This is a genomic window from Bifidobacterium phasiani (assembly GCF_019331775.1).
Lineage (GTDB): Bacteria > Actinomycetota > Actinomycetes > Actinomycetales > Bifidobacteriaceae > Bifidobacterium > Bifidobacterium phasiani.
This window is the reverse complement of record NZ_JAHBBD010000005.1, coordinates 131842-142883: the sequence shown is the minus strand read 5'-3', so window position 1 is coordinate 142883 and position 11042 is coordinate 131842. Positions and strand designations below refer to the sequence as shown.

The 11042-nt window shown below is 71.8% G+C and carries 12 protein-coding genes; all 12 read left to right on the top strand.

The annotated features are described in order from the left end of the window. Positions 1-287, top strand: a 287-nt coding sequence (locus KIH73_RS03685) for an HRDC domain-containing protein (protein WP_219080648.1), incomplete at its 5' end; no start/stop codon positions are given. Between the two features lie 45 nt (positions 288-332). Continuing rightward, a complete protein-coding gene (locus KIH73_RS03680; protein WP_219080646.1) occupies positions 333-929 on the top strand; it encodes a GNAT family N-acetyltransferase in 597 nt (198 codons plus the stop codon). A gap of 183 nt (positions 930-1112) precedes the next feature. Next, the gene (locus tag KIH73_RS03675) at positions 1113-1607 is read left to right on the top strand and encodes an S-ribosylhomocysteine lyase (RefSeq protein ID WP_219080644.1); all 495 of its coding nucleotides are present in this window, start codon (positions 1113-1115) and stop codon (positions 1605-1607) included. 147 nt (positions 1608-1754) lie between these two features. Further along, positions 1755-2240 carry an N-acetyltransferase gene (locus KIH73_RS03670; protein WP_219080670.1) on the top strand — a complete coding sequence of 162 codons (486 nt, stop codon included), beginning with the start codon at positions 1755-1757 and terminating at the stop codon, positions 2238-2240. Between the two features lie 49 nt (positions 2241-2289). Beyond that, positions 2290-2811 (top strand): gluconokinase, encoded by a 522-nt coding sequence (locus KIH73_RS03665; protein WP_219080642.1) that lies wholly within the window; start codon positions 2290-2292, stop codon positions 2809-2811. 161 nt (positions 2812-2972) lie between these two features. After that, entirely contained in the window at positions 2973-4331 is a 1359-nt protein-coding gene (alr, locus tag KIH73_RS03660; protein ID WP_219080640.1) for an alanine racemase, read from the top strand. Positions 4332-4523: 192 nt separating this feature from the next. Further along, positions 4524-5228, top strand: coding sequence for a GntR family transcriptional regulator (locus tag KIH73_RS03655; RefSeq protein WP_219080638.1), 705 nt, complete (start codon positions 4524-4526; stop codon positions 5226-5228). Then, a complete protein-coding gene (locus KIH73_RS03650; RefSeq protein ID WP_219080636.1) occupies positions 5228-6262 on the top strand; it encodes an ADP-ribosylglycohydrolase family protein in 1035 nt (344 codons plus the stop codon). Before KIH73_RS03655 ends, KIH73_RS03650 begins: the two co-directional genes overlap by 1 nt. After that, entirely contained in the window at positions 6259-7242 is a 984-nt protein-coding gene (locus tag KIH73_RS03645) for a PfkB family carbohydrate kinase (RefSeq protein WP_219080634.1), read from the top strand. The genes KIH73_RS03650 and KIH73_RS03645 overlap by 4 nt, the downstream gene beginning before the upstream one ends. An 84-nt stretch (positions 7243-7326) precedes the next feature. Beyond that, positions 7327-8808: a purine-cytosine permease family protein gene (locus KIH73_RS03640; protein WP_219080632.1), complete on the top strand. Its 1482-nt coding sequence runs from the start codon at positions 7327-7329 to the stop codon at positions 8806-8808. Between the two features lie 154 nt (positions 8809-8962). After that, a complete protein-coding gene (locus tag KIH73_RS03635) occupies positions 8963-9529 on the top strand; it encodes a cysteine hydrolase family protein (RefSeq protein ID WP_219080630.1) in 567 nt (188 codons plus the stop codon). 169 nt (positions 9530-9698) lie between these two features. Then, on the top strand, positions 9699-10982 hold the full coding sequence (locus KIH73_RS03630) for a deoxyguanosinetriphosphate triphosphohydrolase (protein WP_219080628.1): 1284 nt from the start codon (positions 9699-9701) through the stop codon (positions 10980-10982). Positions 10983-11042: the final 60 nt, after the last annotated feature.

Here is an 11042-nt window from a genome sequence, read left to right as displayed (position 1 = left end):
GGTACGCCGGCGGGGCCACGGCGGGCGGGGCCGTCGCCGCGCAGGAGGCGGCCGAGTTCACCGACGACGACGAGCGGCTGTTCGAACGGCTGCGCGCGCTGCGCCGCGACATCGCTCAGGAGATCGGCAAGCCGCCGTACATCGTGTTCTCCGACAAGGCGCTGCGCGACATGTGCGTGAGGCGGCCGGCCTCGCCCGAGGCGTTCCTGGAGGTCAACGGCGTCGGCGAGAACAAGCTGCGCCAGTACGGCGAGCGGTTCCTCAAGGCCATCGCCGAGTTCCGGTAGGCGGGCTTCGGCGACGGACGGCATGCATGGTGTATGGTCGGTGGCATGTGGTTTTCGATACGGCTTGACGACCATGCGTCGCTGCGCCCGGTGACGGTGCTCGACGCCGAGGAGATCTACGCCCTGCTCGATTCGGAGCGCGAGCGTTTCGGTGTGTGGCTGCCGTGGATGGACTCCGTCCGGTCGGCCGACGACGAGCGCCGGTCCATGGCGATGCTCGCCGAGCAGTGGGCCTCGCTGTCGGGGCTGATGGGCGCCCTCGTCGTGGACGGGCGCATCGTCGGTTCGGTCGGCATCGCGCGGGTCGACAAGGACGTCAGATGCGCCGAGATCGGGTACTGGATCGGCTCCGCGTATGAGGGGCGCGGGCTGGTGACCCGCGGCGTGAGGGCGATCGAGGAGCTGTGCTTCGAGCAGCTGGGCATGCAGCGTGTGCAGATCACCAACGACGTGGACAACCGGCGCAGCCGGGCCGTCGCCGAGCGTCTCGGCTACACGCTCGAGGGCGTGGTGCGCCGCGGCCACGTGGTCGGGGTCGGCGAGCGGCGCCGCTGCAGCGACCTGTGCGTCTACGGCCTGCTGCGCGAGGAGTGGATGGCGCGCGAGGGGCGCGGCGACGGGGAGCGCGCGGCCGGGGCGTGACGCATGGCGTGCGGCCGGGCATGACGCGCGCGCCGGGCATGCCGGTGGAAGCGCGTCGGCGGAAGCATGCCGGATGCGGCGCATGGCGTGCGGCCGGGCGCCGCGACGGCACCGTGACGCGCGTCGCGCGCCGTGCGGACGATAATGGGTAGTGCATCACGGTCTTAACGGGAAGGAGCCGAAATGGCGGAGGAATCCATGGACAAGCCGGTCGTCGAGAGCTTCCAGCTCGACCACACCAAGGTGAAGGCGCCGTACGTGCGCTACATCGACACGCAGACCGGCCCGAACGGCGACGTGATCTCCAACTACGACCTGCGTCTGGTCCAGCCGAACGAGAACGCGATCCCGACCGGCGGCCTGCACACCATCGAGCACACGATCGCCGTGCTGCTGCGCGAGCGCATCCCCGGCTACATCGACTGCTCGCCGTTCGGCTGCCGCACCGGCTTCCACCTGCTCACCTGGGGCGAGCACTCCACCGAGGACGTGGCCCGCGCGCTCAAGGAGTCCCTCGAGTTCATCGCGGACGAGGCGACGTGGGACGACGTGCCTGCGACGACCATCGAAAGCTGCGGCAACTACCGCGACCACAGCCTGTTCACGGCCAAGCAGTGGTGCCGCGACATCCTGGCCAAGGGCATCAGCTCCGACCCGTTCGAGCGCAAGGTGGTCTGAGCGCGCGGCCCCTCCGCGCCCGGTGCATGGCCGGGGCGTGCGTAAGACGAGACGCCGTGCTAGCTTTGTCGGTCAGTAACTGGCCAGGGTGCAGAGGAGAACGAAGTGACCGACAATACCTCCACGCGGCGGTTCCGTCATGCCACGATGCAGGATCTCCCGCAGATCCGGAAGAACTACGCGCACGCCCGCGAGCTGATGGCGCGCAGCGGCAATCCGACCCAGTGGGGCACCACCTTCCCCCGCGAGGAGGTCGTGCTCGACGACATCGCCAACCACCGCACGATGCTGTTGGTGGACCGGCAGGACGGGCGCGAGCGCATCCTTGCGCAGTTCGCGCTGTGCCCGGGGGAGGACCCGACCTACCGGCACATCGACGGCGCGTGGCTGGACGACGCCGCGTACGTGACGATCCACCGCATCGCCTCGTCGGGGCTGGTCCGCCACGCCGCGCGCGACTGCATCAGGTGGACGCTCAAGCACTACGGCAACGTGCGCGCCGACACCCACCCCAACAACAAGGCCATGCAGCACGTGCTGGAGACCTGCGGGTTCGCGCGCTGCGGGCTGATCCAGCTGCTCGACCGCCCGACCGACACCACGCGCATCGCCTACCAGCGCCACGAGTGGTGAGCCGGACGGCCCGGACGCGCCGGCCGCGACCATGCAAAGGAGCACGCCGATGCACATGCACATCGTGGTCATGGGGGTTTCGGGCTGCGGCAAATCCACGGTGGCCGAGGCGATCCGCGACCGCCTCGGCTATGAGATGGCGGAGGGCGACGCCTTCCACCCCCGGGCCAACATCGACAAGATGAGCGCCGGCGTCCCGCTCTCCGACGAGGACCGCTGGCCGTGGCTGCACGCCATCAATTCCTGGATGATCGCGCAGGACTCGGCCCGGCGCGACACCGTGGTCTCCAGCTCCGCGCTCAAGCGCGCCTACCGCGACGTGCTGCGCGAGAACGTCCCCGTCTACTTCGTCCACCTGTGCGGCTCCGAGGGGCTCATCGGCGAACGGCTGAAGGCCCGCAGGGGGCACTTCATGCCGCCGGCGCTGCTGCCCAGCCAGTTCGCGATCCTCGAGCCGCTGCAGCCGGACGAGCCCGGCGTCGAGATCTGCGTCGAGGGCGGCATCGAGGACATGGTCGGCCGGGCCGTCCACGCCGTCCGGGCGTACGCCGCCGCGTCCGGCGGGGTCTGACCGGCCGGGCCGGCCGGGTGAGGTGCCCGGTTCGTCCGGCTGTGTGCGGCGTCCGGTTCGGGCAGCCGCGTGGCCGGGCCAACGGGAGCATCGCCGCACCGAACCGCCATGCACTGACCCGCCGCGCCCGTTCGTCGTGCGAGCGCGCCACAATGGAGGCCATGACTTTGAATGCGGCACCCTCATGGGAGTTCTCCAGCGAGCAGGGCAGGGCGAATTACGAACGGGCGTTGCGCGAGTACCCGGCGCAGGCGATCGTGGACCTCGCCGCGCTGCACGACAACATGCGCCATCTCGTCGAGGTGTGCGGGGGAGCGGGCTCCGGCACCGCGGTCATGGGCGTGGTCAAGGCCGACGCCTACGGCCACGGACTGATCCCCGCCGCCCTCGCCGCCCTCGCCGGCGGCGCCACCTGGCTGGGCACCGCGCAGGCGCGCGAGGCGCTGCGCCTGCGCCGCGCGGGCATCGGGCCGGAGCGCTGCCGCATCCTGACGTGGATGTACAGCGGCCCGACCGCGCCGCTCGACGATCTGATCGCCAACGACATCGACGTGTCGGTCGGCTCGCTCGACGGCATCGGCGCCGTCGAGTCGGCCGCGCGCCGCACCGGCCGCGTCGCCCGCGTGCATGTCAAGGTGGATTCGGGCTTCGGACGCAACGGCTTCACCGAGGCCAACTTCGACGACGCGCTGGCCGCCCTGGCGTCGCTCGCCCGCGAGGGCGTGGTGCGCGTGGTCGGCCAGTGGAGCCACCTGGCCGTCGCCGACGCCCCGGACGTGCCGGAGTTCGTGGCCTCCACCGAGCGGCAGGTCGAGCACTTCAACGCGTTCACCGCGCGGATGGAGGCGGCCGGGCTGCCGCCCGAGATCCGGCATCTGGCCAACACGGCCGCCACGCTGGACCGCCCGGAGATCCACTTCGAGCTGACGCGCCCCGGCATCGGCCTGTACGGCTACGAGCCGGACCCGGCGATGGGCACGCCGTCGAAGTACCGCCTCCGCCCGGCCATGACGCTCCAGGCGCAGCTCGGCACCGTCAAGGACGTCTCCGCCGCGCACGGCATCTCCTACGGGCGCACCTACCTGACCGAGGAGGCCACCAGCACCGCGATCGTGCCGGTCGGCTACGCCGACGGCATCCACCGCTCGGCGTCCGGGTTCGACGTGGAGGGCGCCCGCCATATGGACAAGCCCGGCGGCCCCGTGCGCGTGATGACGGCGGACGGGCCGAGGCTGATGCGCGTGAGCGGGCGCGTGTGCATGGACCAGTTCGTGCTGGATCTGCACGGCTCCGCGGCCCGGATGGGCGTGCGCGAGGGCGACACCGTGGTGCTGTTCGGTCCGGGCCGCGGCGAGGCGGCGTGCGAGCCGACCGCCGACGACTGGGCGCGCGCCGCGGACACCATCAGCTACGAGATCTTCACCTGCCTGCGCAACCGCATCCCGCGGCTGTACCTGCACGCGCGCGACGTGCTGGACGGCGAGGACCTGGGGCTGCTCGACCCCGCCGCCCTGCTGTAGGCCTGCGGTCGCGGCGTCCTCCGAACCGATCGTTCCCGGGCCCGCCGGCGCGCGCTTGCGCCGGCGGGCCCGTTTCGTGTATGCGGCCGACGCGGCCGATGCGCCGTCCGATGTCTCGACTTGTGTAAACCTGTACAAACTTGTACAATGTCGATATCCAACCAACACCGATGTTGAGGAAGGGAGGCGACGATGCCCGGCTATACCCGGACCGAACAGCTCGAACAGGAGATCATCGCGCGGATCGCCGACGGCACGTTCAAGCCCGGCGACAAGCTCATGTCCGAATCCGAGCTCTCCGAACGCTACCAGGTGTCGCGCGGCACGGTGCGGCGCGCGCTGGAGGGGCTCAAGCGCCGCCGCCTCATCGAGACCCGGGCGGGGGCGGGCAGCTACGTGGCGTTCCACGGCCGCGACCTCGAGGGCGCGGACGGCTGGACGACCGCGTCGGTGCGCTCCGGCGTGCCGACCACGACCCGGCTGCTGTCATGCGACCTGGTGGACCGCCCGGACGCGCTCGCCGACGAGCCCCAGGCCGCCGACATGTTCTACCGCATCGTGCGCTGCCGTCTGTTCCGCTCGATGCCGATCTCGCACGAGACCTCGTACCTGCCCGCCACCCGCGCGATGCGCGAGGTGATGGAGCACGGCCTGGTGCGCGGGTCGGTGTCGGGCACGATGCGCGCGGCGGGGATGACGCCGGCCGGCGGCGTCGTCGACATCGCCGCCGAGGCGTTGGGCGAGGCCGCGGGCGCGGCGCTCGGCAAGCCCGCCGAAACGGTGTTCCTGCTGTCGGAGCGGCGCAGCTACGCCGCGGACGGCAGCCTGGTCGAGTACGTCCGCTCGTACCTCGACCCCAGCCATTTCACCATGCATATCGCGATTGGAGGCCAGTGATGACGAACGACACGGATCACACCGGGATGCTCGCCCGCGCGCGAGGCGCGCTGACGGGCCTGGCGGTGGGCGACGCGCTGGGCATGCCCACGCAGAGCATGTCCGCCGAACAGATCGGGCAGGCCTACGGCGGGCCGATCCACGGGTTCCTCGACGCGGTCGACTGGCAGCCCATCGCGCCGGGCATGCGCGCCGGCTCGGTGACCGACGACACCGAACAGGCGCTGCTGCTGGCCCGCCGGCTGATCGAGGACGGCGGCGAGCTCGACGTGCTCGCCTACGCGCACGACCTGCTGCGCTGGGAGGACGACATGAAGGCCAAGGGCTCCTTCGACCTGCTCGGCCCCTCCACCAAGGCCGCGCTGGTGGCGCTCGGCGAGGGCGTGTCCCCGGAGCTCACCGGCCGCACCGGCACCACCAACGGCGGGGCGATGCGCGCCGCGCCGGTCGGCATCGCCTTCGCGCCCGGCGAGCGGCTCGCCGCCGCCGCGTACCGGTCCTGCATCGTGACGCACAACACCGTCCAAGGCGTCGACGCCACCACGCTGGTCGCCGCGGCCGTCAGCTACGGGGTCGGGGGCGCCAACCTCGCCGACGCCGTGCACCGCGCGCTGGTGCTGACCGAACGGCGCGAGCGGTCGGGCTGCTGGTCGGCCAAGGCGTCGGTGCTGGCGCGCACGCGCATGGCGGTCGAATGGGTCGAGTCCGAGGGCTGCCGGCTGGACGACGCCGAGTTCGCGCGATGGCTGCGCGAGGTGGTCGGCACCAGCGTCGAGGCCAACGAGTCGGTGCCCGCCGCCTTCGCGATCGCGCGTCGGCACGCCGCCGAACCGTTCGACGCCCTGTGCCTGGCGGCCTCGGTCGGCGGCGACACCGACACCATCGCCGCGATGGCCGGCGCGATGATCGGCGCCTGCCTGGGGCCGGACGCCTTCGGCCGCGAACGCCGCGAACTGGTCGAGCGCGTCAACGGACTCGGGCTCGACGCTCTCGCCGCGCGGCTCGTCGACCTGCGCACGGGGGCCGGGCGATGAGCGGGCCCGCGGTGATCTCGCTCGGCCAGGTCATCGTCGACCTGACGATGCGCGTGGACGCCGTGCCGCGGCCCGGCGAGGACGTGTTCGCCGACGGATGCCAGGCGCAGGTCGGCGCCAGCTACAACATGATGCACGCGGTGCGGCGCATGGGCGTCGAGGCCCGGCACGGCGGCGTCGTCGGGCGCGGGCCGTGGGCGTCCATGATCGAGGACGCGCTGCGACGCGACGGCATCGCGCACGTCGGCATGCGGCTGGAGGACGAGGACAACGGCTTCTGCATCGCGCTGACCGACGCGCACGCCGAACGCACCTTCGTCTCGACCCGGGGCGCGGAGGCGCACGCCCCCGACGACGCGTTCGCCGGCATCGAGCCGGACGCGCACGACGTGCTCTACGTCAGCGGCTACACGCTGGTGCACCCCACGGCCCGGGCGCTGCTCGCGTTCCTGCGCCGCACCGCCGGCCACCGGTGGACGGCCGTGTTCGACGCCTCGCCGATGGTGGCGCAGGCCGACGACCTGACGCTGCGCACGCTGGTCGACTACCGGCCGGTGTGGACCTGCAACGAGCGCGAGGCCGGACTGCTCGCGGCGCGGCTGGGCGTCGGGGCACGCGGCGGCGCGGACGCCGGGGCCGATGCGGCGGCCGCGGACGGCGAGACCGGCGCCGCCGCAGCGTACCGCGCGCTCGCCGACGCGCTCGGCGCGCCGCTGATCGTCCGCGTCGGCTCCGGCGGCGCCTGGGTCTGCGACGGCGCATGCACGCCGGTCCCGGGCTTCCCGGTCGAGCCGGTCGACACCAACGGCGCCGGCGACTGCCACACCGGCGTGCTGTGCGCCTGCCTGGCACGCGGCCTGCCGCTCGTCGACGCCGTGCGCGCCGCCAACGCCGCCGCGTCGATCGCCGTGACCCGGCGCGGCCCCGCGACCTGCCCCGAGCGGCGGGAGGTCGAGCGGCTGCTGGCCGCCGGCCGCTGACCGCCATGCGAGACGGGCGCCCGACGACGGACGCCGGCCCGCACACACTGTGAACCATCACCAACCAACCACTAAGGAGAAGCAATGAGCAAGGAAACCGACAAAGGCCCTGCGCTCGCCGTCGAGGAACAGGGCATCGACGTCGTCGCCGAGTCCGAGCGCAAGGGCACCCCGGCCAGCCTGTTCTGGCCGTGGTTCGCCGCCAACATCTCGGTGCTGGCCATGTCCTACGGCGCCTGGGCGCTGGGCTTCGGCATCTCGTTCTGGCAGGCCACGGCCGCCACCGTCATCGGCGTGGTCGTCTCGTTCCTGCTGGTCGGCGTCATCTCGATCGCCGGCAAGCGCGGCAACGCGCCGACCATGGTGCTCACCCGCGCGATCTTCGGCGTCGAGGGCGCCAAGATCCCGTCGGCCATGTCGTGGATCGCCACACTCGGCTGGGAGATCTCGCTGACCACCACCGCCGTGCTCGCCATGTCCTCGACGATCGAATCCCTCGGCCTGGGCACCGGCGCCGCGCCGAAGATCGTCTCGACCGTCGTGGTCGTCGGCCTGGTCGTCGTCGCCGGCATCTTCGGCTACGACCTGATCATGAAGTGCCAGCAGGTCATCACCATCGTCACCGGCATCGTGACGGTCGGGTTCTTCATCCTGGGCTGGGGCCGCATCGACCTGTCGGCCATCGGCTCCGCGCCGTCCGGCAACCTGCCGGCCGTGCTCGGCTGCTGCTTCTTCGTGATGACCGGCTTCGGCCTGGGCTGGGTGAACATCGCCGCCGACTACTCGCGCTACCTGCCGCGCAAGTCCTCGAACGCCGGCATCGTCGGCTGGACCACCTTCGGCGCCTCGATCGCCAACGTGTTCCTGATCTTCTACGGCCTGCTGCTCGCCGTGTCGAACGCCGACCTGTCCGAGAAGGTCGGGCTCGACCCGGTCGGCGCAATGGCCTCGATCCTGCCGACCTGGTACCTGGTGCCCTTCACCCTCGTGGCCGTGCTGGGCCTGATGTCCGGCGCGATCATGGACAACTACTCCAACGGCCTGGCGCTGCTGTCGTTCGGCATCAGGATGCCGCGCACCGCGGCCGCCGCGCTCACCGCCGTGCTCACCGTGATTGGCGTGGTGTACGTGACGTTCTTCTCCGACACGTTCATCGGCCCGTTCCAGGGCTTCCTGACCACGCTGGGCGTGCCGATGGCCGTGTGGGCCGGCATGTTCGTGGCCGACGTGATCATGCGCAGGCGCGACTACGACACCGTGGACCTGTACAACCCGGCCGGCCGCTACGGCAAGTGGAACGTCAAGGCGCTGGCGATCCTCGCCGTCGGCACGGTCCTGGGCTGGGGCCTGGTCGTGAACACCGCCGCCGGCTGGCTGACCTGGCAGGGCTACTTCCTGGCCCTGTTCGGCGGCAAGGACGGCGTGTGGGCCTCGGCCAACCTCGGCGTGCTCGTGGCGCTCGTGGTCGGCTTCGTCGGCGCGCTGATCCTGCAGCGCGGCGACATCGCCCGCCAGGAGGCGCTGCCCGCCAACGACGAGCCGGTCCCCGCGGCCGACGCGCGGTGAGCCGGCGCCGCGGGACGGGCGCGCGGCGTGCCGGTCCCCGCGGACGGTGCACGGCATGCCGGTCCCCGCGGACGGCGGAGACGGAAGCATGCGAGAAAGCCATATCCAAGGCAACGACATCCAAGGCAATGACATCCACGGAAACGAGGCAATCATGATCGACAACGACGAATGGCTGGTCGTCATCGACCGGCAGAAGGTGTTCGCGCAGAGCGACTGGTCCACCTGGGCGTGCGCCGACGGCACGTACTACGCCGCCGACGGGCCGTTCCGCAGGCTCGCAGCCGCATACGGCGAGCGCGTCGCCTACACGCGCTACATCGCCCCGGACGAGCCGCGGGACGCGTGGGTCGACTACTTCAAGGACTGGCCGCAGTTCCTTGTCGCCCCCGACGACCCGATGTACGACTTCACCGACGAGACCGCCGAGCTGGCCGAGGGCCACCCGGTGGTCTCCCGGACCACGTTCGGCAAGTGGTGCCCGGAGCTCAAGGAGGCGATCGGCGGCGCGAGGAAGATCGCGCTGTGCGGCGTGGCCACCGACTGCTGCGTGCTGCTCACCGCGCTCGCCGCGGCCGACGACGGCGTGCGCGTGCGGCTGGTGGCCGACGCCTGCGCCGGCAGCACCCCGGAGAACCAGGAGCTCGCGCTGAACACGATGCGCCTGTTCTCGCCGCTGATCGAGGTGACCGATTCGGCCGCGCTGCTGGGGTCCGACTGACCCACACCCGGGCCGGCCGGCCAGCGCGCCGGCCGGTCGATCCATGCCGATGGGGCCGGAACCGCGCCGGCCGGTCGGGCCCATGCCGGGCGAACCGGCCCCGTCGGCCCGCGAACCGTGCCGTTGTTGCTACTCTGGAATCAGCAACGGCACGGTCAAGGAGGCGGCGATGACGATGGCGGCGGGGGAGCGGCTGCCCGAGCGCGAGGGCTACACCGCGTCCGACGAGGAACGCTGGGCGCCAGAACCGCCGAAGTCCAGGTCGCGCACCGCGTTCGAGCGCGACCGCGCCCGGCTCATCCACTCGTCCGCGCTGCGCCGCCTCGGAGCCAAAAGCCAGGTGCTCGTCGCCGGAACCGACGACTTCGCGCGCACACGCCTGACCCACACCCTCGAGGTCGCCCAGATCGGCCGCCAGATCGCCGCGATGCTCGGCTGCGATCCGGACGTCGTCGACTGCGCGTGCCTCGCCCACGACCTCGGCCACCCGCCGTTCGGCCACAACGGCGAACGGGCGCTGGCCGAGATCGCGCGCAACATCGGCGGGTTCGAGGGCAACGCGCAGACCCTGCGCCTGCTCACCCGCCTGGAGCCGAAGGTGTTCCACGACGACGGCCGCCCGGCCGGCGTCAACCTCACGCGCGCCTCGCTGGACGCCGCCGTGAAGTACCCCTGGACGTACGCCGAGGCCGTCGAGCGCGGCTCCCAGGGCCGCGGCGTCAAGTTCTGCGTCTACCCGGACGACGAGGAGGTGTTCCGCTGGCTGAAGGCCGGCGCGCCCGTCGGCGCCAGGCCGATGGAGTGCCAGGTGATGGACCTGGCCGACGACATCGCCTATTCGGTGCACGACGTGGAGGACGCCATCGCCACCGGCGCGTTCAACCCGATCGTGCTCGCCGACCCGCACGTGCTCGACCGGATCATCGAGCTGACCCGGCAGTGGTACGGGGAGCGCTGGGACCCTGACCTGCTGCTCGCCGCCTTCCGCCGGCTGCAGCGCGAGAACATGTTCCCGGTGCACTTCAACGGGTCGCGGCAGGCGCTGGCGCAGCTCAAGAACATCACCAGCGCGCTGATCGGCCGGTTCGCGTGGTCCGTCGAGCGCGAGACGCGCGCCACCTACGGCGGCGGCCCGCTGTCGCGCTACTCGGCGAACCTCATCGTCCCGCCCGACACCGAATACGAGATCGTGGCGCTCAAGGGCATCGCCGTGTACTTCGTGATGGCGCCGCGCGAGCGCGAGCCGCTGCACCAGGAGGAGCTGGCGATCGTCGAGGATCTGGTGGACGTGCTGATGGCCGACTCGCCGCGCCCGAGCGACGCGCTCGAACCCGTGTTCCTGCAGGACTGGAACGAGGCCACCAACGACGACGAGCGCCTGCGCGTGGTCGTCGACCAGGTCGCCAGCCTTACCGACAACTCGGCGCTCGCCCTGCACTCGATCCTGTGCTGAGCGGCACGGCGTGTCCCCGGTCCCCGCGCGGGGGCAGCGGCCGTGGGCGGGGGCGCCGGG

What these genes read in the sequence shown, in the direction of transcription:
- KIH73_RS03675 (WP_219080644.1), top strand. Translation starts at nt 1,113, where the DNA reads ATGGCGGAGGAATCCATGGACAAGCCGGTCGTCGAGAGCTTCCAGCTC.
- KIH73_RS03630 (WP_219080628.1), top strand. Translation starts at nt 9,699, where the DNA reads ATGACGATGGCGGCGGGGGAGCGGCTGCCCGAGCGCGAGGGCTACACC.
- KIH73_RS03635 (WP_219080630.1), top strand. Translation starts at nt 8,963, where the DNA reads ATGATCGACAACGACGAATGGCTGGTCGTCATCGACCGGCAGAAGGTG.
- KIH73_RS03650 (WP_219080636.1), top strand. Translation starts at nt 5,228, where the DNA reads ATGACGAACGACACGGATCACACCGGGATGCTCGCCCGCGCGCGAGGC.
- KIH73_RS03645 (WP_219080634.1), top strand. Translation starts at nt 6,259, where the DNA reads ATGAGCGGGCCCGCGGTGATCTCGCTCGGCCAGGTCATCGTCGACCTG.
- KIH73_RS03680 (WP_219080646.1), top strand. Translation starts at nt 333, where the DNA reads ATGTGGTTTTCGATACGGCTTGACGACCATGCGTCGCTGCGCCCGGTG.
- KIH73_RS03640 (WP_219080632.1), top strand. Translation starts at nt 7,327, where the DNA reads ATGAGCAAGGAAACCGACAAAGGCCCTGCGCTCGCCGTCGAGGAACAG.
- KIH73_RS03665 (WP_219080642.1), top strand. Translation starts at nt 2,290, where the DNA reads ATGCACATGCACATCGTGGTCATGGGGGTTTCGGGCTGCGGCAAATCC.
- KIH73_RS03655 (WP_219080638.1), top strand. Translation starts at nt 4,524, where the DNA reads ATGCCCGGCTATACCCGGACCGAACAGCTCGAACAGGAGATCATCGCG.
- KIH73_RS03670 (WP_219080670.1), top strand. Translation starts at nt 1,755, where the DNA reads ATGCAGGATCTCCCGCAGATCCGGAAGAACTACGCGCACGCCCGCGAG.
- alr (WP_219080640.1), top strand. Translation starts at nt 2,973, where the DNA reads ATGACTTTGAATGCGGCACCCTCATGGGAGTTCTCCAGCGAGCAGGGC.